The 25,517-nt window shown below is 53.4% G+C and carries 28 protein-coding genes and 1 riboswitch; of the genes, 13 read left to right on the top strand and 15 right to left on the bottom strand.

The window, feature by feature from the left end; genetic code table 11:
• Positions 1 to 369 precede the first annotated feature (369 nt).
• The 6 genes from IQ265_RS06325 to IQ265_RS06350 all read right to left on the bottom strand — a co-directional run bounded on the left by IQ265_RS06325 (position 370) and on the right by IQ265_RS06350 (position 4,667).
• Complete coding sequence (locus IQ265_RS06325; protein WP_194051637.1) at positions 370 to 1,788, bottom strand: TolC family protein; 1,419 nt, start codon at positions 1,786 to 1,788, stop codon at positions 370 to 372.
• Positions 1,789 to 1,824: 36 nt separating this feature from the next.
• Positions 1,825 to 2,553, bottom strand: a complete 729-nt coding sequence (locus IQ265_RS06330; protein WP_194051639.1) for a response regulator transcription factor — start codon at positions 2,551 to 2,553, stop codon at positions 1,825 to 1,827.
• Between the two features lie 415 nt (positions 2,554 to 2,968).
• On the bottom strand, positions 2,969 to 3,634 hold the full coding sequence (locus IQ265_RS06335) for a DUF305 domain-containing protein (RefSeq protein WP_194051641.1): 666 nt from the start codon (positions 3,632 to 3,634) through the stop codon (positions 2,969 to 2,971).
• Between the two features lie 153 nt (positions 3,635 to 3,787).
• Positions 3,788 to 3,970, bottom strand: a complete 183-nt coding sequence (gene merF / locus IQ265_RS06340; RefSeq protein ID WP_194051643.1) for a mercury resistance system transport protein MerF — start codon at positions 3,968 to 3,970, stop codon at positions 3,788 to 3,790.
• Positions 3,960 to 4,382, bottom strand: a complete 423-nt coding sequence (locus IQ265_RS06345; RefSeq protein ID WP_194051645.1) for a heavy metal-responsive transcriptional regulator — start codon at positions 4,380 to 4,382, stop codon at positions 3,960 to 3,962. The genes merF and IQ265_RS06345 overlap by 11 nt, the downstream gene beginning before the upstream one ends.
• Positions 4,383 to 4,391: 9 nt before the next feature.
• Positions 4,392 to 4,667, bottom strand: coding sequence for a thioredoxin family protein (locus tag IQ265_RS06350; RefSeq protein ID WP_194051647.1), 276 nt, complete (start codon positions 4,665 to 4,667; stop codon positions 4,392 to 4,394).
• A gap of 173 nt (positions 4,668 to 4,840) precedes the next feature.
• Between IQ265_RS06350 and IQ265_RS06355 the strand changes: the two genes are divergently transcribed.
• The 3 genes from IQ265_RS06355 to IQ265_RS06365 all read left to right on the top strand — a co-directional run bounded on the left by IQ265_RS06355 (position 4,841) and on the right by IQ265_RS06365 (position 7,530).
• Positions 4,841 to 5,197, top strand: coding sequence for a hypothetical protein (locus IQ265_RS06355; protein WP_194051649.1), 357 nt, complete (start codon positions 4,841 to 4,843; stop codon positions 5,195 to 5,197).
• 117 nt (positions 5,198 to 5,314) lie between these two features.
• Complete coding sequence (locus IQ265_RS06360) at positions 5,315 to 6,382, top strand: multicopper oxidase domain-containing protein (protein WP_194051650.1); 1,068 nt, start codon at positions 5,315 to 5,317, stop codon at positions 6,380 to 6,382.
• Positions 6,379 to 7,530, top strand: a complete 1,152-nt coding sequence (locus IQ265_RS06365) for a ZIP family metal transporter (RefSeq protein WP_194051652.1) — start codon at positions 6,379 to 6,381, stop codon at positions 7,528 to 7,530. The genes IQ265_RS06360 and IQ265_RS06365 overlap by 4 nt, the downstream gene beginning before the upstream one ends.
• A 79-nt stretch (positions 7,531 to 7,609) precedes the next feature.
• Here IQ265_RS06365 and IQ265_RS06370 read toward each other — a convergent pair whose 3' ends face one another.
• A complete protein-coding gene (locus IQ265_RS06370) occupies positions 7,610 to 8,146 on the bottom strand; it encodes a Chromate resistance protein ChrB (RefSeq protein ID WP_194051654.1) in 537 nt (178 codons plus the stop codon).
• A gap of 117 nt (positions 8,147 to 8,263) precedes the next feature.
• On the opposite strand from IQ265_RS06370, the gene IQ265_RS06375 reads away from it, so the two are divergent.
• Entirely contained in the window at positions 8,264 to 9,196 is a 933-nt protein-coding gene (locus IQ265_RS06375; protein ID WP_347404919.1) for a sodium:calcium antiporter, read from the top strand.
• Between the two features lie 129 nt (positions 9,197 to 9,325).
• On the opposite strand, the gene IQ265_RS06380 is transcribed toward IQ265_RS06375, so the two are convergent.
• The gene (locus IQ265_RS06380; RefSeq protein WP_194051656.1) at positions 9,326 to 9,466 is read right to left on the bottom strand and encodes a porin; all 141 of its coding nucleotides are present in this window, start codon (positions 9,464 to 9,466) and stop codon (positions 9,326 to 9,328) included.
• Between the two features lie 179 nt (positions 9,467 to 9,645).
• On the opposite strand from IQ265_RS06380, the gene IQ265_RS06385 reads away from it, so the two are divergent.
• Positions 9,646 to 10,086 carry a MerR family transcriptional regulator gene (locus IQ265_RS06385; RefSeq protein ID WP_194051658.1) on the top strand — a complete coding sequence of 147 codons (441 nt, stop codon included), beginning with the start codon at positions 9,646 to 9,648 and terminating at the stop codon, positions 10,084 to 10,086.
• Positions 10,087 to 10,640: 554 nt separating this feature from the next.
• Here IQ265_RS06385 and IQ265_RS06390 read toward each other — a convergent pair.
• Together IQ265_RS06390 and IQ265_RS06395 are read right to left on the bottom strand one after the other, a co-directional pair.
• On the bottom strand, positions 10,641 to 11,747 hold the full coding sequence (locus IQ265_RS06390; protein ID WP_194051660.1) for a hypothetical protein: 1,107 nt from the start codon (positions 11,745 to 11,747) through the stop codon (positions 10,641 to 10,643).
• An 85-nt stretch (positions 11,748 to 11,832) separates the two neighbouring features.
• Positions 11,833 to 12,018, bottom strand: coding sequence for a CbtB-domain containing protein (locus tag IQ265_RS06395; RefSeq protein WP_194051662.1), 186 nt, complete (start codon positions 12,016 to 12,018; stop codon positions 11,833 to 11,835).
• Positions 12,019 to 12,038: 20 nt separating this feature from the next.
• Positions 12,039 to 12,182: riboswitch (cobalamin riboswitch) on the bottom strand.
• Between the two features lie 139 nt (positions 12,183 to 12,321).
• Here IQ265_RS06395 and IQ265_RS06400 point away from each other — a divergent pair.
• Positions 12,322 to 13,299 carry an arsenic resistance protein gene (locus tag IQ265_RS06400; RefSeq protein ID WP_194051664.1) on the top strand — a complete coding sequence of 326 codons (978 nt, stop codon included), beginning with the start codon at positions 12,322 to 12,324 and terminating at the stop codon, positions 13,297 to 13,299.
• Here IQ265_RS06400 and IQ265_RS06405 read toward each other — a convergent pair.
• Positions 13,296 to 14,717, bottom strand: a complete 1,422-nt coding sequence (locus tag IQ265_RS06405; RefSeq protein ID WP_347404920.1) for an N-acetylmuramoyl-L-alanine amidase — start codon at positions 14,715 to 14,717, stop codon at positions 13,296 to 13,298. The two genes, IQ265_RS06400 and IQ265_RS06405, sit on opposite strands and share 4 nt — an antisense overlap.
• Positions 14,718 to 15,095: 378 nt before the next feature.
• On the opposite strand from IQ265_RS06405, the gene IQ265_RS06410 reads away from it, so the two are divergent.
• Both IQ265_RS06410 and IQ265_RS06415 read left to right on the top strand, forming a co-directional pair.
• Complete coding sequence (locus tag IQ265_RS06410) at positions 15,096 to 15,872, top strand: tetratricopeptide repeat protein (RefSeq protein WP_228037636.1); 777 nt, start codon at positions 15,096 to 15,098, stop codon at positions 15,870 to 15,872.
• An 83-nt stretch (positions 15,873 to 15,955) separates the two neighbouring features.
• On the top strand, positions 15,956 to 16,360 hold the full coding sequence (locus tag IQ265_RS06415) for a metalloregulator ArsR/SmtB family transcription factor (protein ID WP_278002729.1): 405 nt from the start codon (positions 15,956 to 15,958) through the stop codon (positions 16,358 to 16,360).
• Positions 16,361 to 16,410: 50 nt separating this feature from the next.
• Here the strand turns inward: IQ265_RS06415 and IQ265_RS06420 are convergent, their stop codons facing one another.
• The 3 genes from IQ265_RS06420 to IQ265_RS06430 all read right to left on the bottom strand — a co-directional run bounded on the left by IQ265_RS06420 (position 16,411) and on the right by IQ265_RS06430 (position 18,954).
• Positions 16,411 to 17,310: a cation diffusion facilitator family transporter gene (locus IQ265_RS06420; RefSeq protein WP_194051670.1), complete on the bottom strand. Its 900-nt coding sequence runs from the start codon at positions 17,308 to 17,310 to the stop codon at positions 16,411 to 16,413.
• A 174-nt stretch (positions 17,311 to 17,484) separates the two neighbouring features.
• A complete protein-coding gene (locus IQ265_RS06425; RefSeq protein WP_194051672.1) occupies positions 17,485 to 18,324 on the bottom strand; it encodes a CPBP family intramembrane glutamic endopeptidase in 840 nt (279 codons plus the stop codon).
• Positions 18,325 to 18,339: 15 nt separating this feature from the next.
• Complete coding sequence (locus tag IQ265_RS06430; protein ID WP_347404921.1) at positions 18,340 to 18,954, bottom strand: M23 family metallopeptidase; 615 nt, start codon at positions 18,952 to 18,954, stop codon at positions 18,340 to 18,342.
• Between the two features lie 178 nt (positions 18,955 to 19,132).
• Here IQ265_RS06430 and IQ265_RS06435 point away from each other — a divergent pair, with 178 nt between their 5' ends.
• Complete coding sequence (locus IQ265_RS06435) at positions 19,133 to 21,133, top strand: heavy metal translocating P-type ATPase (RefSeq protein WP_194051676.1); 2,001 nt, start codon at positions 19,133 to 19,135, stop codon at positions 21,131 to 21,133.
• A gap of 36 nt (positions 21,134 to 21,169) precedes the next feature.
• On the opposite strand, the gene IQ265_RS06440 is transcribed toward IQ265_RS06435, so the two are convergent.
• The gene (locus IQ265_RS06440; protein WP_194051678.1) at positions 21,170 to 21,349 is read right to left on the bottom strand and encodes a hypothetical protein; all 180 of its coding nucleotides are present in this window, start codon (positions 21,347 to 21,349) and stop codon (positions 21,170 to 21,172) included.
• A 130-nt stretch (positions 21,350 to 21,479) separates the two neighbouring features.
• Here IQ265_RS06440 and IQ265_RS06445 point away from each other — a divergent pair, with 130 nt between their 5' ends.
• From IQ265_RS06445 to IQ265_RS28530, 4 genes are all read left to right on the top strand, one after another.
• Positions 21,480 to 22,142, top strand: a complete 663-nt coding sequence (locus IQ265_RS06445) for a hypothetical protein (protein WP_194051680.1) — start codon at positions 21,480 to 21,482, stop codon at positions 22,140 to 22,142.
• A gap of 2 nt (positions 22,143 to 22,144) precedes the next feature.
• Complete coding sequence (locus IQ265_RS06450) at positions 22,145 to 23,065, top strand: vitamin K epoxide reductase family protein (protein WP_194051682.1); 921 nt, start codon at positions 22,145 to 22,147, stop codon at positions 23,063 to 23,065.
• Positions 23,066 to 23,081: 16 nt separating this feature from the next.
• Positions 23,082 to 24,185 (top strand): tetratricopeptide repeat protein, encoded by a 1,104-nt coding sequence (locus IQ265_RS06455; RefSeq protein ID WP_194051684.1) that lies wholly within the window; start codon positions 23,082 to 23,084, stop codon positions 24,183 to 24,185.
• Positions 24,186 to 24,997: 812 nt separating this feature from the next.
• Positions 24,998 to 25,474: a M23 family metallopeptidase gene (locus IQ265_RS28530; RefSeq protein WP_228037675.1), complete on the top strand. Its 477-nt coding sequence runs from the start codon at positions 24,998 to 25,000 to the stop codon at positions 25,472 to 25,474.
• Positions 25,475 to 25,517: the final 43 nt, after the last annotated feature.

The following is a 25,517-nucleotide window of genomic DNA, read 5'->3' on the forward strand; positions in this document are numbered from 1 at the left end:
GAGAAAGTACTTTCTTTCTGTACTGACAATTGCAATGGCTTCAATGGCGCTAGCACAAGTGGCGAGTGCTTCAGGGCAGAACAGTAGCCTTAAGGATCTATCTGCCGATCTAAATGGGGATGGCACTGTCACTCTTAGCGAACTTAGGTTTCACAACTCTGAATACAGAGGGAAATAGCCAGCGATCGCCTCTAAAGACACTAAAGAGTCGTTACTCTTTAAGTGCTTTTAGAGGCATGTTCAAGTTACCTTACTCACTCTAAAACTGCAAAGCCCATCGTAGATTTACGCTACGTGGGCTTTTTATTTTTTAATTCACTTCGTGTTTCAGGAAAAACCTAGTCAGGATACTTGAACAGATCTGAAAAACTATTCTAAATAAGGTTGCTCGGTTGCTCTTTGAATTGCTGCCAAAGAACGATTGTAGTCTATGATTGCATTCGATAAATTGCCTTCTGCTTCAGCTAAATCTCCTATGGCGCTTAACACATCCAGTTGAGTTCCGACTCCTGCATCAAATCTCAAGTTGGCTAACCTAAGCGCCTCTTGCGCCTGTTCTATAGCTGCATTGGCTGTAGTAATATTTTCCTGATTGGCCGTTAAATTAAAGTACGCTTCTTCAACCTCCAGGCGAACACTGTTGCGAGTTTGGGAAAACTGAGTTTCTGCAATTTCCGCTTCTGTATCCTGCTGAGCCGCCGATGCGGAGGCAGCACCCCCGTCAAAGAGTTGCCACTGTAATCTAGCGCCCACGCTGAATCCATCATCCAGTGCCGTTGAATTGCCACTCAAAGCCTGCTGAAGGCCGTAATTGGCAACCAGACTAAGATTAGGCCTGACCGATGCCAGGGCAACTTGCCGTTGGCGTTGGGCAATTGTGCGTTGGGCCAAAACCTGCGATAGCTCAACGCGACTTTGATAGGCCAGAACAATACTCTCTTCTAGGGTCAGTGGCCAGCCTCCGGCAATTTCTACAGGCAAAGTATCAACGTTTACTGAAGCTGGTAAATTTAGCCTGCGTGATAGCTGTCTTTGTGCAATTTGCCGTTGGCTTTGAACCTGCGTCAAATCTTGGCGGGCATTGGCTACCTGTACCTCTGCCCGTAGCACATCAAACCGAGTGCCCACGCCAGCACGCTCTCTTAAAATTGTGTCCTGTAGATTGCGCTCTGCCTCATCTAAAAAGGCCTGGCTAATACGAATTTGCTCAACAGTTAGCTGTAAGGCGTAATAATCATTGGCGGTATCGAGCAGAAGCTGCGACCTACGCCGGTTAATGTCTAGTTCAGCGATACGAACTTGCTCTTCGGCCACTTGTATTCTGGCCTGTCTGCCACCTGACAGGCCCAAGTCATAAAGGGCCTCAAGGTCTCCTCTTAGAGTTGTTTGATTGTCATTCTCTTCGCCACTACTTAGTAGTGTTGATGCCAAGCCAACTGTTGGATACAAAGCCGCTCTAGCTTCTCTTAGCGCAAATTGACTGCGTTCTAGCTCTAACAGTACAATTTGGAGGTCTTCGTTATTGCGTAATGCTAACTCAAAAGCTTCTTCTAGGGAGAGAGTTTCTGTCGTTGTAATTTCAACCGCTTCTGGCTGAGTGGGCAAAAGTAGCGGATTAGGCTCAGGAGAAAGACGGTCAAGTCGTGAGGCATCTTCTTCTGGCTGAGGCAAAGATTGAGCAAGAACTCTAGATGTGCCCAGGGGAATTGAGCCCAACCCAATAGCAATGACCAGACTGGCTGGGATAGATGCAGAAAATCGAAAGCTTTGGCACATATTTAGCAACACACGAGTACTCTTGACTGATTACAGACAACAAAGAAGTTAGGCCAAAGCTAGGGATAATGAATTTCTAGATCGACCCCTGGCAGCAGTCTTAAGAATGTAGCCAAATCCTCGAATGGTGTGAATTAGCCGTTCTTTTTGACCGTTTTCCATCTTTTTTCGCAGAGAGCAAATGTAAAACTGAAGGACGTTGCTTTCATGACCGAGATCGCAGTCATAGCTCCAAACAGCATCGATAATCTGCGACTTTTTAAGCGCTTCTTTAGGATGTTCAAGAAAGTAAGCCAGTAAATCGAACTCCTTAGCTGTTAGGGTTAATTCATGACCGCCTCGATACACCGTCCGGCTGTAGTGACTGAGTGTCACATCCGAGAAAACAACTATTCTCGATGTATCTTCGCTATTATTTTTCCTCAGAAAAACTTTAATGTGAGCCAAGATTAAATCCAGACTTATGGGTGTAGTGACATAGGCATCAGCCCCTGCTTCTAAAACAGCAGCTTGCTTTTGAGGAGTAGTGTCTTTATCGATATAAAGAATGGGGACTGGGTCGCCTGTAGTCCTCAGCCTTCTGCATATATCAATAGCTGTTAAATCAGAAATGGACGAGCTAATAATTAGTGCATCTGGCTCAATTTGGCGAACGTTGACAAGGCCGCTAAAGCCATCTTCAAAGACACTAACTAGGTAGCTCTCCTGAATCAGTTCTGACTCAATCAAGCGAGAAAAGCTAGACTCATTCTCTATCAAAAGAATATGTTTGGCCATATTAACCCACCTCACTCTCTAAGCTGAAAGCACTAGAAAACAGGGAAGAGGAAAGCTTGTTCTAAATCATAGAACATAAGCTACTCCTCAACGCCCCTGGCATCAGGATCTTCTTTAATCTTTCAGTGTTTGTCGCTACAGTATGGCAGGCAAAAATGAAATGAGCGTGAAACCATACTTGATTTAGAGTGTATTTTTAGGCTTCTTGTTTAATTATTGAAACTGACGCAATTGTAGGCAAAGCTTAGCACTATTATCCAGATGTATTCTAGATAATAGTGCCACGATAGGTTTCCTGTATCTGACTGAGCTAGTTACCTTGGTAGATTCTTAGCAAATTAAGGCTAGGAAATATCTAATAAAAGACAGGCCTCATTTTTATGGTGAGACCTGTCGAATTCATTCGTTGACTACACTACTGACCGTACCACTCTTGCCGCCACTGTTCCATTTGGTCAATTTCGATCTGTTGGGACGATACAATATCTTGGGCGAGTTGCTGAACTTCTGGTCGGCTGCTTTTCTCTAGGGCATCTTGGGCCATAGCTAGTGCCCCTTCGTGGTGCGGAATCATGCCATTGATAAAGCGTAAATCGAACTCATTATCGGCAGTACCTAAGTCACCACTCATCATCATGGCGGCTTGCATATCAGATGTCATAGTCATCGAATGACCCATTGCTGCGTGATACATGACGGGCTCTTCGCCAGCGTCTGGGTACCACGTTTGTCGCCACTGCATCATGCGGTCAATTTCGATCTGCTGAGCGGCAATGATATCTTCCGCCAGTTGTTTTACTTCACCCCGCTGGGAATTTTGTAACGCTGACTCAGCCATATCAACAGCACCCTGATGGTGCAAAATCATACCGTCGATAAAGCGCAAATCAAACTCCGCATCGCTAGGGCCAAGATCCATCATCATGGAATGGTCGGCCATGGGTTCATCACCCATGGGCATAGCGGCAGAGTCTGACTCGTTAGGGGTTGAGGATGACGTGCCGCATGCACTGACGACTACAGGTAACGACACCAGGCCACCTACTACTATCAAAGAAGCTAATCTTCGTCTCAGGGTCATTGGATGTCGAACCTCTTCTCTGTAAAAAGGGCGGTTACCTGTCTTGAAAAGCGCTGAAGCACTTATCACAAACAACCACTAGCTTTAAGTGTGCCACCCAAAAATGAAATACGGATGAAATAGAAAAAGCCCGAGCGCTATGGCAGCGTTTCGCTATTTTATCGCTGTCAGGGCAATTGAGATAGCTAGCAAGGGCAGCAGCCCAAAGTTTAGGTAGACTACCCCTGCGGCGAGGCTCAAGGCGCTGAGCACAATGACCAGCACAGGGGTAAACCAGCAAAGGGCGACCATAGCGGTGCCGACCAGACTGGCGATAAACGTATTCCTAGGCGTCATGGCATACCTGTTCAATAAATCCGCAAATGATGCCGTGGCAGAGGGTTTCGGTAGCATCATCAGGGAGCTGTGTCGTTAGGTCAGTGTGGTAAGTGGCCAATTCCTGGCGGAAGGCTTGTAGCTCGGCAATTTGTTGGTCGAGCTGCTGGAGATGACTGGACACCATCGCTTTGACCTGCTGGCAGGGCGGTGTGCCCCCGGCTCGCAACGCAATTATTTGGCCAATCTCCGTCAGCGAAAGTCCCAGCCGTTTGGCTTTTTGGATAAAGCGCAACCGCTCGACATCGGGTTTCCCATAAAGGCGATACTGAGCCTTGCTGCGCTGGGGTGCTTGCAGCAACCCTACCCGCTCGTAATAGCGAATGGTGGAAGCGGGTACCCCAGTGGCTCGACTCAGTTCGCGAATTAACATAGCTGTGTCCTACCCCTGCCCTATCCCAGCCGCCGCTAGGGCAGCACGAGAAATAGGCTGCTGTTGACGACAGCAATCGACTAATGTGCCATCAACCACCATTGCGGGAAGTCGGTGGATACCGTAGTCCTCTAGCTTTTGTCGCGCGATAGGGCTAATTGATTCTGTTCGCGCATCCCAAACCTGAATCTGGCAGGCTGTACAGCTCATCTCCTGCACCAGGCTGACGGCTTCGTCGCAGCGAGGACAACCGGCCACAAAGATTTCAACTTGTCGCTGAGTCATTTCATTACCTTGAAAGCTGAGTTTACTCTAAACGTTGAACCCAGCTTTAAGGTCAAGGGGGAGGTCAAACCCCGAGTAAAGATGACAATTTACCAAGCTCCCTTGACTCTCTAACGACTTTAGGGTTTAGCCTGAGATGGCATTAATGTGGTAACTGATGCGAGGCGTTTATTTTGAATCCTTTTGATATAAAACCTTCAGATCTTAGAATCTCAGCAGACTTGGCCCCAGAGGTGTTGGCGCTGGCAGCGCGACTACAGGCTGAGCAGCAAAGCAGCTACTCCCTGGAGGAATTGGTTGAGGCAGGAGCTGAGGCCAACATTGGGCCGGAGCATATTCGTCAGGCAGCGCAACAGATTCAAGCACAACAGATTCAGGCGACATCACGCTCCGACAGCTTCTCTTGGCTAGCTAAAGGCGGTGCGATGGCGGCAGCAATTGCGATCGCGCTATTTGGCATGACACTAATCGGTGGCTCCGCCGGTATGGGCTGTCATGCCAGGATGGATGCGATAGAAAGCCATCGTTGATGCCCCAGAGCTGGCCGCAGACTCATCGGAGCAACTGCGACGTCTCAATTATGAAATAAATATGAAAAGACTTCGCTGTCCATTATGCTTGTGATTATGAAGCAATTATGAAAAGCAATGGATTGGCATGTACAGCGGCGATCGGTCCTTGGAGCCGGTCTTCTAGGGGCTGGCACCTGGTTGGGCAGACGGTTTAGCCAACCGGCGCTGGCTCAAGAGCGTGCCCCGACTGCTCCGGCTCTCCATCACCAGGGCATGACTACGCTGGGCGAGGTTGATCACCTTAGGAATGGATTTGACCCCCACGTACTGCTGACCCAGTGGGATGAAGGAAGGGTCTCAATGCTTTCTACTGGTCAGCGGCTGCGGGAATACGACATTGCCGCCGTTGAGCGAGAGATTGAGGTGGCTCCAGGTGTGTTTTACCCCGCATGGACGTATAACGGTCAGGTGCCAGGGCCAACAATTCGAGTCACGGAAGGCGATCGCATTCGCATTCGCTTTACCAATCAGGGCACTCACCTACACACCCTGCACTTTCACGGCATCCACGGAGCCAAGCAAGACGGCATTCCGGGAGTGATGGAGGCCGCACCGGGGCAAACGGTGACCTACGAATTTGACGCGAAGCCCTTTGGCTGCCACCTCTACCACTGTCATTCGGTGCCATTTAAGCGCCATCTGCACAAAGGGCTCTATGGGGCATTCATTGTTGACCCCGACCCCGAGCGGCACCCAGACCAGACCGAGGTCGCCCGATCGCGCCTACTGGGCTCCCCAGAAAACCAGCGCTGGCAGGAGTTGCTAATGGTGATGAATGCTTTTGACACCAACTTTGATGAGGAGAACGAAGTCTACGCGGTTAACTCCATTCCTCACGCTTACATGAAGCAACCGATTCGCATTGAGCGCGATCGCCCGGTACGAATCTACTTAATTAACGTGACCGAGTTTGACCCGATCAACTCCTTTCACCTGCACGCCAATTTCTTCGACTACTACGACCACGGCACCACCCTCACCCCAACCCACCGCACTATTGATACTGTTATGCTTTGCCAAGCGCAGCGGGGCATTATCGAATGCTCCTTTGCCGACTTTGCGCCGGGGGTGTACATGTTCCACGCCCATCAGGCCGAATTTGCCGAACTGGGCTGGATGAGCGCCTTTGAGGTGGTGGTATGACGACTTTACCCTGGCGTTGGGTGTTGCCGCCTATCTTGTTGGCCGGGTTAGCGGCCCTGCTGCTGACGATGAGCCCGGCGCGGCTGATCAACCTGAATGCACCGCCGCTAGAGTCTCTGATTGTGGAGCGTACTGTGCTAGATGATCAGGGCATCAGCCTCAAGGTACGGGCGGAGGGGTCAAAACCCATGATCATTGCCCAGGTTCAGGTGGATGGTGCCTATTGGGCATTTACCCAGCAGCCCCCTGGCCCAATCCGACGGTTGGCGACAGCGACGGTGCAAATTCCGTACCTCTGGGTAAAGGGCGAAGCGCATCACGTTCAATTCTTGACCAACACGGGGGTTGTCATTGCCCACCCGATTGAGGTTGCTCTGCCTACACCCGGTCTGTCTCTGGCAACGCTGCTGGGCTACGGCTGGCTGGGGCTCTATGTGGGGCTGGTGCCAGTGGGGTTAGGCATGTTGTGCTACCCCTACTTAAAAGTGCTGGGCCAGCGGGGGCTGACCTTCGTGTTGACCCTGACGTTGGGCATGCTGGCCTTTTTGCTGGTAGACACCTTGCAGGAGGGGTTGGAACTGGCGGGGAAAGCGGCGATCGCGTTTCAAGGCCAAGCTCTAGTCTGGCTCGGAGCGACAGTGGCCTGTCTGGCCCTATTTGCCGTGGGCCGACACCGGGGCAAACCGCCCGAAGGCCCAGCGCTATCTACCTATATGGCCTTGGGCATTGGTCTGCACAATTTGGGCGAAGGATTGGCGATCGGCACGGCCTTTGCCCTGGGGGAGCTAGCGCTGGGTTCATTCCTGGTGATTGGCTTTACGCTCCACAACCTGACCGAAGGGCTGGGTATTGTTGCGCCGCTGCTCAAGCAAAAGCTGCGCTGGCAAACATTTGTGGCGCTGGCTGCTCTGGCCGGACTTCCGGCTGTCGTGGGGCTGTGGGTGGGTGCTTTTGCTTTTTCTCCTCATTGGGCGGCCTTGTTTTTGGGTATTGGCGCAGGGGCAATTTTGCAGGTGATTGTAGAACTCAGCACCTACCTACAGCAGCGGCATCAGCCAGGAAACTCGGGAATGTCTTATCTAAGTTTGTTTGGATTTATGACGGGTTTGATAATTATGTATAGCACGGCCCTGATGGTAAAGTTTTGAATGGGCGCACGACGCTAGAAACAGGTCATAGTAAGAGTTTTTTAGGGCAGAGTAATTTATTGATAGGGATAAAAGTGGCTTATAGATCCTGAGCTTTGTAGACTTGCTGACTGAATCGCTGAAAGTCTTGTTCACAGTCTTTCAAAGCTGCGATCGCAGTGCTATAACCAGTCGCTTCCAATAGATCTCGATCATGAATTTTAGAGAGCCAAGATTTCAATTTTGTGAGTTCCGCCTCATTTTCATCTAGTTCAGCAAAGCTAAAGTTATCTATCTGCCGCTCTCGCTCTAGCTCTTGATGAAAGTCCTGGCAGCGGCCTAAGAACTCTTGGTATTCCTGGTCAGCTTGCTGCTGAAACCGATCAATTAGACTTGACACTTGAGTCTCATCAGAAATGACGATGGCGAGTAAGTCTGCTTCGCCTCCACCGCTTATGATCTCTGCCTTTAACTGCTCAAGTTGCTGTTCTAAATCGTGGCGTTGGGGCAATACGCAGACAGACTGCTGCAAGTACAACCCGCCCCACCCCTTCAACTTTCGCCAGACGTACACTCTCTGCGTAGACGGCTGTGAAGGGACACGGTAAATCAGCAAGTTCCAGGCTTGATGGCTCATTACCTGATTGTAACAGGTGTTGCATCTATACGAAAAACATGCCAAGCTCTAATGCAACACTTGTTTCATTTTAAGGTGCTTGTGATTTTGGCCTGGGGACTCTTAGTTGTAGTGGGCGTGGTTTTCATTGTTTGGGGGGCTGAAACCTTTGCTGAACACCTGGGGGCTGCCGCCGTCCGGTTGCAGGTTAGTTCCTTTGCTCTGGCGTTGCTGCTGGCTGGGGCAGAGCCCGAAGAGCTGGCGACAGCAGTTACAGCATCTCTGAGAGCCGCTCCGGCGATCGCCTTTGGTGATGTAGTTGGGGCCAATATCGCTATCTGTCTGGTGGCCTTGGGGGTGGGTGCCTGGATAGCGCCTTTACCCTTTAGCAAACGAGTCATGCGCTATGCCCTCTTTGGTTTGCCGATAGGCGCGATAGCGACTGGGTTCATCTGGGACGGCGACATTAGTCGCCTTGAAGGACTGTTCTTGATTGGGCTGTACGTTCTCTATGTCGGCGTGATTTGGTGGGCTGAGCGTAAACCACCCGCTCTAGGCGAAACCGGGGAGCTGAAAGAAGCGTCGGAGTCACTCGCCATCGAGCAAGCGAAAGGTATTCAACATCGAGTTGGCAAAGATGTGCTCCTTGTCTGCGCTGGCTTCGCCGCCATGATCGTGGGCTCGATCTTACTGGTGGAAGCGGTACGTCGAATCAGCCCTGTTGAGGCCACCCAAACCAGATTGGCGCTTACGCTAGTAGGATTTGCCACCGCCTTTGAACTGGTGATTTTGGCCTGGTCAACGGCGCGACGAGGGGCGACGGAGGCAGCGGTAGCTGGGGTAGTCGGGTCGTTTACTTACAATGTGACAATGACCCTTGGAGCGGCGGCGATCGCCCGTCCGTTAACTATTGTCGATGCCAGTTTGCTGCATTTCCCGCTCCTGGTGATGCTGGCATCCCTCGGGTTAGTCATTGTCCTAGCTTCGTTTAAGGGATATCTAGCCAAAACCGCAGGGGCGACGCTGCTAGCAGCTTACCCGCTTTTTATAATCGCGTTACTGGTTGTCTAGCGGCAACTCAGCAACGAGGACGGTCTACCGATACCCATGGCCAAAGCCTAAAGCGCAAATGCTTTCAGCCCAGACCATGGACGCTGTCTAACAGATATCCAGTCTCTAAAACAGCTTTACCGCCCCAGCTTAGCCACAGTCAGCCGGAGGGCAGTCAGGGGTGGGGAACAGGCAGGGGGCGGCAGCAGCAACGCCAGCCACGGCAGTGGTCAGAACAATGGCAGAAACAGCCGCCAGGGATAGCCTCTTGAGTTGAGGAACTTTGAGCATGGCAATTGACCTCTTTGGTAAGGATGGTGAATACAACGGGCTCTAGACGAGACCTCCCATAGACTAAACCCTGAGGTTGGCTTGAGAGTCAACCCCTCAAATTTGCACTAAGCTAGCTTTAGCAACGATAGTCGCACATCCCCAATTGGTCTTTTTCAAAAGGATGACCTGCTTAGAGAATGAAGAAACTCCTCAAAATAGGCGAGCTGTCCAAACAGGCCCACGTGACGGTAGCCACCATTCGCTACTACGAGTCGCTGCACCTACTAGAGCCGGTAAGCAAGGCTGAGAATGGCTATCGCTATTATGACGATGAAGCTATTACCCGCCTGCAATTCATCAAGCAGGCTCAGACATTGCAGTTTTCTCTAGCAGAAATTCAGCAGGTGTTTGATGTTCGCAAGCAGGGGGAGCCGGTCTGCACCTTGGTTAAAACGCTGATCGACGGAAAAATTACCAAGTTAGAACAGGAAATTCAGCAGGCTACCGCCCGTAAAACCATGCTGGAAACCTACCGCACGAGCTGGGCCGCCCGTCCCCTGGATAATCCATCCAACGTTAAGGTTTGCAGCCTAATTGAAGAAGTAGGCCTGACCTTGGATTGTCTAGAGGCTATTTGAGAAACTGTCAGAGCAAGTCTGATTTATTCTAAATAAGGCTAGTACCGTGAACCGCCATAGTCCTTTGAATTGGCTAAATTCGCCTGAATTTAATGTAGCTATATTTTCGTTTTTGCTGTCTTTCTTCTGGGAAATTCAGCAAATGTGGTTTTATCACATTCCGGCTGGATACTCCCATTTTGATATAGTCCGAAATTGCACTCTTGCTACAGTCGGGGATGTCGTAGTTATGTTGATTTCCTTTTGGATCGTTGCAGTTCTATCAAAGTCTCGTCAATGGTTACGTCACCCAAACCCAAACCAAATCAGTGTTTTTATCCTTGTGGGAGTGGTCATCACCGTTGTTATCGAAGCCTTGGCTACTGGCCTCCTCAGTCGGTGGACCTATGCCGAGTCCATGCCAACAATTCCGATTTTAGGCACTGGGTTAGTGCCATTGTCGATGTGGTTTATAGTGCCTCCGCTCACCATTCGGTTTGCCAGGCGTCAAATCCTACCTATAAGGTCATAAAATTTAGAGCCAATTGTTCGAGTTTAATTAAAGTGAAGAATAACTAACACCGTACCAAAAGTCGATTCCGTCTATGAATGAAGTAGCCTGCTGCTAGTGCTGCTACAAATAAACTGGTGTAGTAAACCAAGCCAATAAGCCGAACTAGGAGAGGCGGTGAAATCCCCTCAACGTGAATTTCCTGACCTACACTAAATGGTTCAAAACGGAGGCTAGTATCTCTGGCGGGTGCAACGTCCACTGTCACGCGATGAGGTCCGCCATCAAAAAACTGCTGCTTCCAGGTAAATTCTCCAGCGGTTTTTGGAGCAGTCTCGTAAGCAAAAATGGGCTGGTTATGCTCAAGGCCAACAGCAGAGATTTTTAGAGTAATGTTTGAGTTACCCTTAACATGAACTCGTTGAGTTGAAGGCCGACCAACCACTGCGGCTGTTTCGCCTAACATCTCGACTTGAACTTCTGCGTTCTGCTGGGCAATAGCAGTAAGGGTATTGCTATGACCCTTGACTTGGTGGACTTCGGTGATCTCTGCGGAGATATTTACAACTAGCAGCACCGCGATCGCAATGATGATTGCGACACTTAACATTGTCTGAACGGGGCGAGATGTCACCTCTCCAGGATGCACAACCTGCTGAGCGCCTAGAATCCAGCCACACCCAAACCCAGCCAGCAGCAAAATACCCATCAGAATAGCGGCATTGCGATACTTAATCGGGTTTTCTGGCACTTGGAGGGTCAAAATTTGTTCAAAAGGCTTGAAATCTTCTGCTTGTAGTGGTGCCACCTCCACTCGCAGGCTATAGCTGCCTCGAATGGGCAAAAAAGTCTGAAAAGCTAGCTGTCCATCCGTCACTACATCTGCTAGCTCTAGGAGAGTTGTCCCTTCTACGATGGGAAAATCAGAGCTCCAAAAGGGAGTTTTAGGCGGCGTCATTAGGGTGACAACCATTTGAGCATTGGTTAAGGGCTGCTGGTTAGCGCCTACAGCCGTTAGGTCTATGCGCACCGGCTCTGTATTGGGAACCACCTGACTTAATGGCGGGAACGTCTGAAGTTGAATCGAGGGTTGAGCCCGTACCGGCGTTGCTAAGGTCAGACAAGCTGCAATAGCGGCTAGCGCAATTGCCAGCCTAATGAAAGGCTTCATCGTGTTTTACCGAAAGATTATCGACAGAAATTAGCCAAGTAAAGTAAATACTTGGCTGATGGACACAGTTTTCTCGCGCCTTGTCCTAGTGACAAGCAACCCCTAGAGTCTGGTGACGGGTCTCATGGAGAGTGTTGTGTACTGGTGGATAGGTAGAAAAATAAAGCGTCCATAAAATCAGAGCGCACAAGCTAACTAGCAATGAGGCTTGAACGGGAACTGAAAATACCACGCGCTGGGTGCGCTGCCAAATTAAAGACTGAGTCGTCATCTGTGCCTCGCAGATTATTAAACGAAGAGCGGATCATCGGCGGGCATTCTGACTGGGAGGGAAAACCTCCTTCACAGCTGCGGGACAGTGGCAGATTTTCACTGCTCTTTCCCCGTTTCCTCTAGTAAGTGATCTCCACTAGAACCGATAAATTATTCTGCAATATATCACTCTGAGGGCTCTTCAAGATTTCGGGATCACAAATATTTGTGTGCGCTAACTTGGTTCTATGCAAGGGTCTTTCAAGAAGTGATGCCTGTAAGCCATTGGTAAGCGTAGGGTGAGATAGCTTGGGGATTGACAATGACTTGGTTCGAGCGATCGCAGCCGCTGCTAATCCTACTCTCTGTACTGCTGGGGCTAGGTCTGGCGCTGATGGACGACATTGCTGCCGTTGCAGGCTATCTCATCACACCGCTGTTGATGGGGATGCTGTACGCTGCGTTTCTGCCTATTCCGCTGCGGCACCTGAGTAAAGCCTTTGGCAACTACCGCGTGACTGTTGCCAGCTTAGCGATGAACTTTGTCTGGACACCCCTGCTGGCCTGGGCATTGGGGGCGCTGTTTTTGCGAGATGCGCCCGATTTGCGGGTGGGCCTGCTGATGTTGATGGTGACTCCTTGTACCGATTGGTATCTGGTATTTACCGGTATCGCCAAAGGGAATGTCGGCTTGGCGACAGCTTTGTTGCCTCTGAACTTTGTTTTTCAGATCGTGTTGTTGCCCGTCTATTTGGCCATTTTTGCCCAGTCCCTAGTCACGCTTGATCTTTGGGTATTGGCAGGCAAAATAGTCACCGTTTTATTCATTCTGCTGGCTCTAGCGGCGCTATCTCGCTACAGTATGAACTGGCTTAAGGGGCCAACCTGGCTGCATGAAAAGCTGCCGCAGGTGGCGATCGCCCAACTTCTCTGTTTGAACCTGGCCATTGTGGCCATTTTCGCCACCCAGGGTAAAGCGTTACTGCAACGTCCAGAGTTGTTGTTGCTGTTGCTGCTGCCCATTGGTTCTTTTTTTGTAATTAACTTTGTGCTGGCTCAGTGGTTGGGAAAGCGGTTGCAGCTGGCGTATCCAGAAGTAGTCTGTCTAACCTGCACGGCCCTGGCGCGAAATTCTCCTGTGGCGCTGGCGGTGGCCGCTGCTGCGTTTGGCGATCGCCCATTGATCGCCCTAACCCTGGTGATCAGCCCGCTGCTAGAGCTGCTGATTATGGTGCTGGTGGCCCAGCTGCTACTGCGCTTTCGCCCTGGCTCGCCTACCGCAGGGAGAGTTGAGCGCTAGAGCGTCTGCTGGGCGTACTGCAAAATGCCTGCGGCAATGCCCTGGGCCATACGCAATCGCCAGGCGGAGTCGTTGAAATTACGGGCATCTTGAGCCCCAGTGACGAAGCCAGTTTCGACCAAAACCGATGGCATAGAGGTGTTGACCAGCACGTGAAAGCGAGCTTGACGTACTCCGCGATCGCGCATACTCACCAAACTCAAAATCGACTGGTGAATCACCTGGGCTAGCCGATTTCCGGAGCTGTGGTAATAGGTTTCGAGACCGTTTACGTCGGGGCGGCTGAGGCTGATGGAGTTAGCGTGGATGCTGACGAAGAGGTCGGCGTTGGCCTGTTCAGCAATTTGCACCCGAGGCGCTAAATCAATCTCGCGATCGTCGGCGCGGGTCAAAATCACCCGTGCCCCGCCCTGCTCTAAAATTCTGGCGACTTCGTAGGCGATCGCAGAGGTCACATCTTTTTCGCGTAGGCCATTCACACCGATCGCCCCCGGATCGCGCCCGCCGTGGCCGGGGTCAATCACAATGGTGACGGCCTGTTTTGGAATGCCACTACCCGGTGGGGGCACCGCTGGGGTCGCGGGTATTGCTGGTTCAGGTTGAGGTGGCACTACTGGGGCTGGGGGCGGCGGTTGCACAGCAATGGGGGGCGTTGCCGCTGCGGGTGCCTGGGCGGGTGCCACGGCTGGGCTGGCTGGAACGGCGGCGATCGCGACTCCCCTAGGCGGCAGAATTATAATGCCGCTGCCGTTGCTGACCGAGGCTTGCCAGTCGGTGCTGTTAGCAGGAACCGTAAGGGTAATTTGCAGGGTTGGCACCGCCGCGCTGACCGGCTGAATATTCCAGGCGGTGACCCCAAAGCTATTGGCAGGTAGGGTTTGTCCAGTGAGGGCGGCTGCCACGGTAGCATTTTCGAGCTGAAGCACCACCTGGGTATCACTGACTCGCTCCACGGTCAGATTAGGGCTTGCTCCAGAGGTGCGGATGAAAAAGCCATCGGGGGTGATACGCACCCCTTCAACCTGGGTCGCTGCGCCAGCAATCGGGGTGGCATTGACCTGATTGACGCTGGCGCTGGGCGCTGTTCCGCCCTGGGTTGGGGGCAGTTGTACCACCCACTGCTGTGGCGTCTCCCCCCGCACTATGACCTGGTCTGGGTTAAGGGTGTAGCCAGGGGCTAGCTCAATGACCAGCCGGGTGGTCTGGGCATCAAACTGCCCGATGCGAACGGCTTGAACAGCGCCGCCAACGGCCTGGTTAACTGTCCGCTGCTCTAAAGTTGTGCCGGGCAAGTCCACTACAATACGAGTCGGGTTGAACAAAAGCTGCGCCCTGGGCTGCACGGCGGCATCGGTCGTAAACTCCAGCCGGTTTTGCTGAGGATCAAACCGCCAAGATTGAAACTGAGCTGCTTCCACAGCAGTCGCTAGAAGCAAGCCACTGACTACGCCAAGCAGACTTAATAAAGGACGATAGTGTCTCATGGGCTGTCCCTACGGTGGAGCGGGTGAGCTAATGATTTTGCCTGATCTTGCGACATCGAGATCCCCATTTCATCTTGTTTCAGAGAAAATCTCATCTCAAAACGGTCGCTAAACTGGAGAGGAATGGTCTCTACCCCAGGCGTGAAGGCTGACCGAAAAACGTCAAAATCTCCGATTCATAAGGTTAGCTCAGCTTGTAAAGCGTCACAAGGCGCTGGATTGGAGTCGTGTCTGGGCCTTATGGTACAGGCTCGCGGATAAGACTCATAGCTCAGTTGTGCGGTTCGGAGAGAAGCAATGCAGACCCAAAGAATGTTGGCAATAACTTTAGGACTGGCCGCCATTGTCGCCTCTGGGAGTATGGCAGCGGAAATGCAGCCTGCCCAAGCGGTAGAGCAAGCTGCCGCCAGCCTCCTAAATCAGGGCCGCCAGCAGGCGGAGCAGGGGCAGTTAGAGGCGGCGATCGCAACCTATAGCCAGGCCATTCAAGCCGAAGCTAATAATGCTGAAGCCTATTTTCATCGCGGCATGGCCTACCACGATCTGGGAGACTATCAGCTGGCTATTGCTGACTTTTCTAGAGCGCTTCAGCTGCGCCCCGACCATCCAGAAACGCTGTACAACCGTGGAGAGGCCCACGCTCACATGACCAATGCTGAGGCGGCGATCGCCGATCTAACCCAGGCCATTGAGCTAGCCCCTGAGATTGTTCAGCCCTATCTAGATCGCGGTCTTGTCTTTGCGGCCACCGGCAGCTTACCCCAGGCCCTCAGCGACCTAGATTCTGCGATCGCCCTGGCCCCAGACAACGCCGATGCTCACTACAACCGAGGCAAAATCTATACCGAACTGGGCAATGCCGAAGCCGCCCTCTCAGACTTCAACACTGCGCTCCGCCTCAATCCTGAATTAGCTGAAGCCTACGGCAATCGGGGTATTTTGCAGTACCAGCTCGGCGACTCCCAAGCCGCTATGGCCGATTTGCGCCAGGCGGCGGCGCTGTTTCAGGCCCAGGGCGATCACCCCGGCTATCAGCAAACCCTGTACTTCATGCAGCAGGTGCAGCAAGGAAGCGAGCCCACCCCGTAAGACCGACGCCCTCAATCCTCTGAACAGGTGTTCAGTGGTAACGATTCTCAGTATCATAGAGAGAAAGCCAGGGAACCGAATCGATGGCTAATTCTCGCTCTACAGAGAACTCTACAATGCAAGCCGTTGATGCCCCCAGTTGTGACCTCAGTTGTGACGAGTCGCTGGTGCATTTGGACAACGTCCGCCAGGTGCAGCCTGAGGTGCTTAGCACCGAGAAAGCCCAGAGGATGGCGGAGTTTTTTAGTGCGCTCTCTGACCCCCATCGGCTCAAGCTGCTGTCGGCCCTAGCCCAGCAAGAACTTTGTGTGTGCGATCTGGCCGCTGCGGTAAAAATGGGTGAATCAGCGGTGTCCCATCAGCTGCGGGTGCTGCGATCGCAGCGCCTGGTCACCTACCGTCGCCAGGGCCGCAATGTCTACTATGGCCTCGCTGACGATCACATCATGTCCCTCTATCGAGAAGTGGCCGCCCACCTGGATGAGTGACCTAATTGGCCTCTAAGAGGTTGGTCAACCCTGAAGCAGACTCAAGGTAGCTAGCGTTCCAAAGCCTGGTCGGCCCACGAAACCGGGTCTTCTAAAGGCTCCAAATGGGTAAACACAATTGTGCCGGGAAGTGATCGCCCAATTGCCAGCTCAATCGCTTCACAGAGGTCATGCCCCTGCTTGACAGTCCAACTGCCTGGTACCAACACATGCAGTGAGACAAACCGCCGGGCACCAGCCACCCGAGTTCTTAAAGCATGAAACTGAGTTCCCTTGACCTCAAAAGGCTGCAACGCATCGGCAACAATTTGACGCTCCTCAGCCGGTAAGGCCGTATCTAACAGGCCCATACCCGTTTCGCGTAGAAGTTTCAGCCCCGCCCAGACAATATTGGCCGCGACCACCAAAGCAATAATTGGGTCAAGAATTAGCCAACCCGTAATGGGAATTAGAATGATCCCCACGCCTACCCCCACTGATGTCCAGACATCGGTCAGCAGATGGTGCGCGTCTGCCCGCAGGGTAATGGAGCGCAACCGCCGACTGGCCCGTAGCATCACGAAAGCCAGTGCCCCATTAATTGCCGTTGCCACCAGCGATAAGAGTAAGCCAATGCCCACCTGCTCTAGGGGTTGGGGGTCAAACAGACGACCCCAGGCCGCAAAAGCAATGCTGCCCGCCGCCACCAAAATCAACACACTCTCGACGCCGCTAGAAAAATATTCCGCCTTGAAATGCCCAAAGGCATGTTCGTCGTCGGGCGGTTTAGCCGCAAAGGTCACGGCCCAGGTCGCGACGATCGCAGCCACCAGGTTCACTACCGATTCGGCAGCATCAGACAGCAGCCCCACGGAACCCGTCAATAGGTAGGCCGTTGCTTTCAGCAAAATCGTTAAAACAGCGGCTCCAACTGAGAGCAGCGTATAAAACCGAGCCGAGCGGTTTCCCATGGTAAGTCTTTAAAAGTGCAGCAGAAATGCCAAGCCCTATCGAGTAGCCTACAGCAGTTAAATGCCAGTGGGGTTCCACTGCTGCGGTTCATGCTTAGCTAGCGATGTGCTGTGTAGGGATCTGAGCATTTCGCTACCAAGCGCAGGACTTCTCAAACAACTTCATAACTGTATCTAGCCGATATCTCGCCATCGGGAAGCGCCTGGGATATACCTAATACCAGCGCTAATTAGAGCAAGAAACAGGACTCCCATTGCTCCGGCCAGCGGGTTTTGGTTAAGGCCCGTCACCCATTCCGGCACGCGCTGAGTATAGACCGCCAAATCGCCCACATCGATCAGGTAGTAGCCCGCCACCAGCCCCCCATGCAGCCCAATGGCCAGCCCTAGGCGTCCTGTAGTACGCTGGCGTGCCCAGCCCAGGGTTAGCCCTAGCAGCAGCAGTCCCGGAAAGCTGGGCAGCTCCTTCAAAATCACGTTCCAGGGCTTAATAAAGTGCAGTGAAGCATAGATCGTGCTGCTGGCCCATAGGGCTGGGGTAAAGCCCAAGTCGTAGCGCAGTTCATCCAGCAGCCAGCCGCGAAAAAGCAGTTCCTCGGCCAGGCCAACGCCCAGTCCCACCAGTAACCCTTCTAGAGCAATGCGCCCCAGGGCAGGCGGCGCAGGTTGCCAGGTGAGCCAGCCCAGCCAGCCCTCTAGGGCAAACAGCAGCCCCAGGCTGACCAAACCCACGACAACCCCAATGGCCAACTCTCGCCCGTGGTAAACCGATGTCCCTAAGCCGTGGGCGCACAGCGGTTTCGCCTGCCCATGCACGCGGTGGCCCCACGGCATCAGCCAAACCATAAACATGACGTAGAGCAAAATTAACGGAATAACACTGAGGGAGCCATCGGTGCCCAGCCAGGCGTAGAGAGGCAGGGCAATGGGTACCCAAACCAGCGCCAGCAGCAGCAGAAAAACAAAAATCCGCACTGGGGCAGGATAGCGAATCAGCTTATGCAGTTGAATCATGCCAAAGGTGCCTATTTAACCTGCTTGCTGAGCGTCATACATGGCCCTTAGCACCAACCCAGGGTCAACCCAGTTGCCGTCGTATTTCAGCATCCAGTGGAGGTGGGGGCCAGTGGTGCGTCCTGTCATGCCGACGCGGCCCAGTCGTGCCCCAGTAGGCAGGTCTTGCCCCTGCTCGTAGCGAATGCCCCCCTCTAGATCAACCAGGTAGCGTCTGCCGCTGGAGACCTCAACCCGACCGCTCATGTGGCAATAGCGGTGCTCCCACTGGCCTGACCGAATGACGGCGGAGGTGCCACAGGTGGTGTGGTCAGACACCTCGATCACCTTGCCGTTCCACCAGTTGCGCACAAAGCTGCCCTGGGGCGCAGCCAGGTCTAGCCCGTAGTGAAACTGAGAGCCGCCGCCGCCAGTGGGAGAGGTTCTGTAGCCAAATGCAGAGGTGTAAGCCTGAAAGTTTTCAACGGGGAAAGACGCCTGCCGCCAAAACGCAACCGCTTCTTGAGCGAGGGCCGGAGTCGGTGAACCAGGCCAGTGCAGAGTGAGAAGGAGCCCCAGCCCAAGGCAAAACGCTATTCGTAAAAACCTCGCACGATGCCAGAGATGACTCAGTTTGCTCAATGCTGTCACGACACATCTCCTCTGCACAGGTGCAGTCAACGGCCTATTTATCGCCCAATTATGCATCAAGATGATGCAGTGTCTCATAGCCTTCGACTGCCGCAAAAAGCAAGAGTGATTTATGGAACACATCATGTATCATCTGAATAATACTTCAGATATTCAGCAAGCGATTGCCAGGTTTCCTATGGCAGACTCTCACTCTCACTCTTGTTGCGACAGCCACGAGCCACCAATTAATCCACCGCCCAAGATTCAGGCGGGTAGTCATGATGACTGCTGCGGGTCTGACCACGGCCACAGCCACGATTCAGCAGACTTCAACCTGCGGCAAGAGCTAACGCCGATCGCGATCGCCGCCATTCTCTTTCTCATCGGGCTGATTTTCCACGATGCCCTGCACAACACCCCCTTTGCCATAGCAGAGTACGCGGTACTGATTCCGGCTTACCTGATCAGCGGCTGGACTGTGTTGACCACGGCAGGGCGCAACATTTTGCGGGGGCGCATCTTTGACGAAAACTTTCTGATGACCATTGCCACTCTGGGGGCGATCGCCATTCACGAAATCCCCGAAGGAGTAGCCGTGATGCTGTTCTTTCAAATTGGGGAACTGTTCCAGGGCTATTCTGTGGGGCGATCGCGCCGCTCTATTAAAGCCCTGCTGGAGATTCGGCCCGACACCGCCAACCTAAAAGTAGACGGCGACATCCGTGCTGTTGCCCCCGAGACCGTAAGGGTTGGGGATGTGATTGTGGTGCGCCCCGGCGAAAAGGTGCCCCTAGATGGCGAGATTCTAGAGGGCAAATCTCTGGTCGACACCTCGGCTCTGACGGGCGAATCGGTGCCCCGCACCGTCGCCCCTGGCGGAAACGTGCTGGCCGGAATGATCAACCAGTCTGGACTGCTGACAGTGCGGGTGACCAAGCTTTTTGGGGAGTCATCAATCGCCAGAATTTTGGAACTGGTCGAAAACGCCAGCAGCAAAAAAGCCGACACCGAAAAATTCATTACCCGCTTTGCCCGCTACTACACCCCGGTGGTGGTGTTTCTGTCCCTGGCGGTGGCGATTTTGCCGCCCTTGTTTATTGAGGGGGCAACCCAAGCCCAGTGGGTCTACCGCGCCCTAGTGCTACTGGTGATCTCCTGTCCCTGCGGCTTGGTGATCAGCATTCCCCTCGGCTACTTTGGCGGGGTGGGCGGTGCCGCCAAGCGCGGCATTTTGGTCAAAGGCTCGACCTACTTAGACACCCTCGCCCAAGTAAACACCGTCGTATTCGACAAAACCGGTACCCTCACCCAGGGCAACTTTCGGGTGACGAACGTGGTGACTCACAACGGCCTGAAGAAGCACCAGCTGCTGGAGCTAGCGGCCCAGGTCGAGTCGCAGTCAACTCATCCGGTGGCCCAGTCAATTCGCCAGGCCTACGGACAGGCTATTGATACCTCCGGTGTGCAAGACTACGAAGAAATTGCTGGCCACGGCATTCGCGCCACAGTGAATGGTCGCGCTGTCTTAGCAGGCAATGATCGGCTCCTGCACCGCGAAGCCATCCCCCACGATGTCTGCGTGGTCGAGGGCACCGTGGCCCACCTGGCTGTGGATGGTGAATACAGCGGGCGCATCATCATCGCCGATGAACTTAAAGATGACGCCGTTGAAGCCATCCGCGCCCTTCAAGCCCAAGGCATTCAAACCGCCATGCTGACTGGCGACAGTCAGTCGGTGGCCGACAGCATCGCCAAAAAGCTGGGCCTCGACCAATACCGGGCTGAGCTTTTACCCGAAGACAAAGTAGACGCCCTGGAAGGCTTTTTGCAGCGTGCCCGACAGACCAAGGGCAAAGTGGCCTTTGTCGGCGACGGCATTAACGATGCCCCCGTCATCGCCAGGGCCGATGTAGGCATCGCCATGGGTGGGTTGGGGTCCGATGCGGCGATCGAAACCGCTGACGTGGTGATCATGACTGATGCCCCTTCCAAGGTGGCCGAAGCGATTCAAATTGCTCAAAAAACTCGGCGGGTGGTTTGGCAAAACATCACTTTTGCCATGGTGGCAAAGGTTGTTTTTATTTTGCTTGGCACCTTGGGTCTCGCAACGCTTTGGGAAGCGGTGTTTGCCGATGTAGGCGTGGCTTTACTCGCCATCTTGAATGCGGGTCGAATTATTCGGCACCCTCAGTCATGAGATGGTCGTTCTCCGGAGAACTTTAGTGTTGCACTATTACCAGCATCCGCCGTGATGGTGGCCACTATGAGTGCCACCGTGGTGGTTGAACAGCACCGTATCAGCGATGTCTGAGGAGTTAACCACAGCAGGATGAACCTGCCCCCAAGCAACGGCTGGCATAGAAAATGCGATCGCAGCAGCCACAACTGCACTAATCATAGAAGTCCGTGTCATGGCGTCCTCCTTATGTGTTGAGTATTTATACTCTGATCCTAGCTCTCGGGTGATGGCAAAGCTGCCACCCGTGCAATTCGTTATAGGACGTCACCCTAGTTCATGTTCTGACCGAGACACGGCTCTAGTCATGTCTGTCTCCCTCCAAATCGTGCTGGGCACCTTAGCTCTGAGCTTGATTCATGCCCTAATTCCGGGGCACTGGCTGCCGTTTGTGACGGTAGGTAAGGCCGAAGGATGGTCGCGGCAAGAAACCCTGTGGGTCACAGCCTTGGCCGGATTTGCCCACACCGTTAGCACGCTCTTGATTGGAGTAGCCGTAGGGCTGTTGGCTTACCGGTATGCCGACTACTACGACATCGTGACGCACCTGGTCGCTCCAGCGGTGCTGATTGGGTTGGGCTTGGTTTACCTCAGTAAATCGCTGCATCAACTCTTCCCTCTCAGCTCCTCCCAGAGCAAATCTCACCATGCTGTGGCCACTGTTGGCCGCTCTGGTCGTAGTAAAGCAACGACGGTCATGGCCCTTGCCAGCACTATGCTTTTCTCGCCGTGCTTGGAAATTGGTGCACTTTACCTATCTGCAGGAGCGCTCGGGTGGCAAGGCATTGCTCTGGTCTCCGGGGTGTACTCCGTTGTTACGGTACTAGGCATGGTTTTAGTTGTGAACTGGAGCTGGCAGCGGGCAAAATCGTTTTCTGCCACAATCCATACCTGGAATCTCAGGGGTCATACCTTAACAGGCCTGATCCTTGTGGTTTTGGGCTTTTTGACGTTTTTTATTGATATGTAGTCATGCCGCGCAAACAAGCTACTCCCTGGATTCATCGCTATGCCCGCCCCCTGATGGCAGGGTTAGCGGCGGTTGGCGCTGTCGTCACCGCCTACTTAACGATCAACAAGCTCACCGGTAGCGCCACAGCCTGCCCTACCAAGGGCTGCGATATTGTGCTCTCTAGCCCCTACGCCACGGTGTTTGGCCAGCCGCTGGCCCTATTTGGGTTTTTGGCCTACGTGGGCATGGCGGTCATCGCGATCGCTCCCCTGCTGGTCAATGGGTCTGAGCAGAAAGACCTCAGAGATAAACTCACCCGCCTCACCCAACCCCTGCTGCTGATCGGCGGCACCGCCATGATGGTCTTTAGCGGCTACCTGATGTATCTGCTCACCGCAGAAATCAAAGCCGTCTGCCTTTACTGCGTCGGCTCAGCTCTCCTCTCCACCAGCCTGTTTTTGCTTGCTCTTGTCGGCCAGAATTGGTCTGAGCTATCTCAACCCTTCTTTATTGGCAGCATTACGGCCTTTCTAGTGGTGGTGGGCACCTTGGGCGTCTATGCCAATGTCAACAACCCAGTCACTGCCGAGGGCTCGGGCGCTCAGCTTGGGCTTGCCATCACCACCCAGTCTGGCCCGGCTGAAATGGCTCTGGCCCAGCATTTGAAAGACACAGGCGCGATTTTCTACGGAGCCTGGTGGTGCCCCCACTGCCACGACCAAAAGCAGCTGTTTGGCCAGGAAGCCAGCCAGATTATGCCCTACGTCGAGTGCGCCACCCCCGAGGGGCAGGAGCAAACCCCCGAATGCCAGGAAGCTGGCATTACCGGCTATCCCACCTGGGAAATTAAGGGCGAACGCCTGTCGGGTACCCAAAGCCTGGAAGAACTTGCTCAGCTCTCGGGCTATACCGGCCCCACCACCTTTCAAAATTCGATTTAGCGCAGAGGAGAATCCCTTGAGACGTATAGGTAAACGATTGGGCCTAGTTGGCGTGGCGATGGGAGGGCTGTTGGCCGTAGCCTCTCCGGTAGGTGCCCACAGCCCTGGCCAGGCGTTGAGCGAGCAGGCCCAACGCGATGAATTGGCTAATTTGCTAGAGTCAGGGGCAGAGCTAGTTGAAGCAGGGGATCTGGCTGGGGCGTTATCTCGTTACCAGCATGCAGTTAGCCTGGACGAAGACAATGCCAAAATCTTCTCGGCCATTGGCTACCTTCAGGCTCGCCAAAGCAACTTTCGAGAGTCTATTGCCGCCTTTCAAACTGCCATTGGGCTAGAGTCTGACAATCTGGCCTTTTATTTCGGCTTGGCCTATGCCCACAGCAGCCTAGGCGAGTACGAGGCTGCTGGCAACGCTTATCGGCAAATCCTACGATTGCAGTCTGATAACCGGGCTGCTCAACTGGGACTAGGCGCAGCGCTATTTCAAACCGAAGCCTTTGAAGACGCCCTGGCGATCTACACCAAGCTTCTGCAGCAAGACCCCAACAATCTGCAAGCCGCCGAATCTATTGGGCTGATTCTACTCCGGCAGGGCAATGCCGAGGCGGCGATCGTGGCCTTAGAACGAGCCGCTGCATTGGCCCCCCAGGCCAGCCAAATTCAAATGAACCTGGGCATTGCCTACCTCAAAGCAGGGGATATGGCGTCTGCTCTCACTGCATTTAGCACAGCAGCGGCGGAAGACCCCCGCAACGCCGACATTCGCATGCAGATTGGCTACCTACTCTGGCAACAGGGAAACCTAGACGCTGCCCTAGAAAGCTACCAGCAAGCGGCCCGGCTTCAGCCTGACTCCGTGATTGCCCACGATGCGATCGCCGATCTTTACTTCGAGCGACAAGAGGTACTGATGACTATTATTGCCCACCGTGAAGTGCTCGAAATGGCTCCTGACCATGCCCCTGGTTACTACCATCTAGGTGTTGCCCTAGAGGCTCGGGGCCGACGAGCAGAGGCGATCGAGGCACTGCAACGGGCGAAGGCGCTACTTCTAGAGCAAGAAAATAGTGAAGACGCCCAGATTGTTGATCAGCTGCTACAAAAGCTCCAATCGTCGTAGCCCACCCAAGTTAACTTGACTAACTTCCTACAAAATTCTGCCGATGACGACATTGCCACACCACGGAACGTTTAACCATGGCGACTGACAATAGTAGAAAAGAATTCAACCCGTTTATTGGTCACAGCTATTCTAGTCGGCTGGTAGAGCTAGGGCGTATATTCCTAATTTTGGGCGGGCTAGGCAGTGGGTTGGCGGTTGTCCCGGCCTTGGCCACAACCGACATAGACCCATCTGCCCCTATCTCAGCAGAGGCATTGCTCCCTGCGGCAGCCAGCCCGTCGGGAGTTGAAAGCGTACCCCCATCTTCAGCCCCTGCTTCAATACCGAGTTCGGTAGACGTGCTGCCCAGTGCAAGGAGCGTTAGCGCCCCTGCTCGAGCATCCGAACAGATTCCTAATCAACTGCCTGCTAGTGCCCCTGTTCCATCTGGATACAACAGCGTCTTCATTGACCCAACCGACTACAGTCTTGGGGCGACAGTGGCTCCAGGGCCTTCTCCTAATCTCGTATTTGCAGAACGAGAAACGGGCTGTCAAATCACGGTAGCAGGGTCGCAAAATTCTCCCCAGTCATCCTGTCAAGCAGTTGACCAAAACTCTGCCAATCCCGCTGCAAACAGTGGCGATGGTATTCAAGTCGGGCCTGTCACTATCAGCTCGCGTGGCGTCAGTTTGGGCGATACCACTATCGTTAGCCGAGCACAGTTGAATGAGAAGTTGCGTCCTCTAAACATCCTCCGGCGCGGCAATGAGGAATATGTTTTCCCCCTGTCTATTCCAGCTCCTATTACCTCGCTATTCGGCTGGCGGATGCATCCCGTCCATCAGAATTGGCGGTTTCACTCTGGGACCGACTTGGGGTCTCCGGCTGGCACCCCAGTTTTAGCGACCCGCTCAGGCAAGGTTGCGGTAGCCGACCATCTAGGTGGCTATGGCCTAACGGTAATTCTGCGCCACGATGATGGGAATTTAGAATCTCGCTACGCCCATTTGTCTAAGCTGGCTGTGCAAGCCGGGGAATGGGTTGAGCAGGGAGAAGTCATTGGTCTGGTGGGCAGCACAGGCACAGCTACTGGCTCCAACCTGCACTTTGAAATTCGCCAGTTAACCAATCAGGGCTGGGTAGCGGCAGATGCCAGAAATATCTTGGACGATGGCATTGCTAACTTACTTAACGTTATCAATAACCCCTTGCAGGCGTTAGGAGCGGGTACTGCTAGTGAAGCCGGTGACGCAGTGGCTCCTGCCAACTATCCCTTCCGCCCAGCCCAGCCAAACGCTAGCTAGCGCCCTGGCCACAGCACCTGTCATGTTAAAAAGCCCTTTACCC

Origin of the sequence: Nodosilinea sp. LEGE 06152 (assembly GCF_015207525.1) — a bacterium.
GTDB lineage: Bacteria > Cyanobacteriota > Cyanobacteriia > Phormidesmidales > Phormidesmidaceae > Nodosilinea.

What these genes read in the sequence shown, in the direction of transcription:
- IQ265_RS06330 (WP_194051639.1), bottom strand. Translation starts at nt 2,553, where the DNA reads ATGGCCAAACATATTCTTTTGATAGAGAATGAGTCTAGCTTTTCTCGC.
- IQ265_RS06335 (WP_194051641.1), bottom strand. Translation starts at nt 3,634, where the DNA reads ATGACCCTGAGACGAAGATTAGCTTCTTTGATAGTAGTAGGTGGCCTG.
- merF (WP_194051643.1), bottom strand. Translation starts at nt 3,970, where the DNA reads ATGACGCCTAGGAATACGTTTATCGCCAGTCTGGTCGGCACCGCTATG.
- IQ265_RS06345 (WP_194051645.1), bottom strand. Translation starts at nt 4,382, where the DNA reads ATGTTAATTCGCGAACTGAGTCGAGCCACTGGGGTACCCGCTTCCACC.
- IQ265_RS06350 (WP_194051647.1), bottom strand. Translation starts at nt 4,667, where the DNA reads ATGACTCAGCGACAAGTTGAAATCTTTGTGGCCGGTTGTCCTCGCTGC.
- IQ265_RS06360 (WP_194051650.1), top strand. Translation starts at nt 5,315, where the DNA reads ATGGATTGGCATGTACAGCGGCGATCGGTCCTTGGAGCCGGTCTTCTA.
- IQ265_RS06365 (WP_194051652.1), top strand. Translation starts at nt 6,379, where the DNA reads ATGACGACTTTACCCTGGCGTTGGGTGTTGCCGCCTATCTTGTTGGCC.
- IQ265_RS06370 (WP_194051654.1), bottom strand. Translation starts at nt 8,146, where the DNA reads ATGAGCCATCAAGCCTGGAACTTGCTGATTTACCGTGTCCCTTCACAG.
- IQ265_RS06380 (WP_194051656.1), bottom strand. Translation starts at nt 9,466, where the DNA reads ATGCTCAAAGTTCCTCAACTCAAGAGGCTATCCCTGGCGGCTGTTTCT.
- IQ265_RS06385 (WP_194051658.1), top strand. Translation starts at nt 9,646, where the DNA reads ATGAAGAAACTCCTCAAAATAGGCGAGCTGTCCAAACAGGCCCACGTG.
- IQ265_RS06390 (WP_194051660.1), bottom strand. Translation starts at nt 11,747, where the DNA reads ATGAAGCCTTTCATTAGGCTGGCAATTGCGCTAGCCGCTATTGCAGCT.
- IQ265_RS06395 (WP_194051662.1), bottom strand. Translation starts at nt 12,018, where the DNA reads ATGACGACTCAGTCTTTAATTTGGCAGCGCACCCAGCGCGTGGTATTT.
- IQ265_RS06400 (WP_194051664.1), top strand. Translation starts at nt 12,322, where the DNA reads ATGACTTGGTTCGAGCGATCGCAGCCGCTGCTAATCCTACTCTCTGTA.
- IQ265_RS06410 (WP_228037636.1), top strand. Translation starts at nt 15,096, where the DNA reads ATGTTGGCAATAACTTTAGGACTGGCCGCCATTGTCGCCTCTGGGAGT.
- IQ265_RS06415 (WP_278002729.1), top strand. Translation starts at nt 15,956, where the DNA reads ATGGCTAATTCTCGCTCTACAGAGAACTCTACAATGCAAGCCGTTGAT.
- IQ265_RS06420 (WP_194051670.1), bottom strand. Translation starts at nt 17,310, where the DNA reads ATGGGAAACCGCTCGGCTCGGTTTTATACGCTGCTCTCAGTTGGAGCC.
- IQ265_RS06425 (WP_194051672.1), bottom strand. Translation starts at nt 18,324, where the DNA reads ATGATTCAACTGCATAAGCTGATTCGCTATCCTGCCCCAGTGCGGATT.
- IQ265_RS06435 (WP_194051676.1), top strand. Translation starts at nt 19,133, where the DNA reads ATGGCAGACTCTCACTCTCACTCTTGTTGCGACAGCCACGAGCCACCA.
- IQ265_RS06440 (WP_194051678.1), bottom strand. Translation starts at nt 21,349, where the DNA reads ATGACACGGACTTCTATGATTAGTGCAGTTGTGGCTGCTGCGATCGCA.
- IQ265_RS06445 (WP_194051680.1), top strand. Translation starts at nt 21,480, where the DNA reads ATGTCTGTCTCCCTCCAAATCGTGCTGGGCACCTTAGCTCTGAGCTTG.
- IQ265_RS06450 (WP_194051682.1), top strand. Translation starts at nt 22,145, where the DNA reads ATGCCGCGCAAACAAGCTACTCCCTGGATTCATCGCTATGCCCGCCCC.
- IQ265_RS28530 (WP_228037675.1), top strand. Translation starts at nt 24,998, where the DNA reads ATGCATCCCGTCCATCAGAATTGGCGGTTTCACTCTGGGACCGACTTG.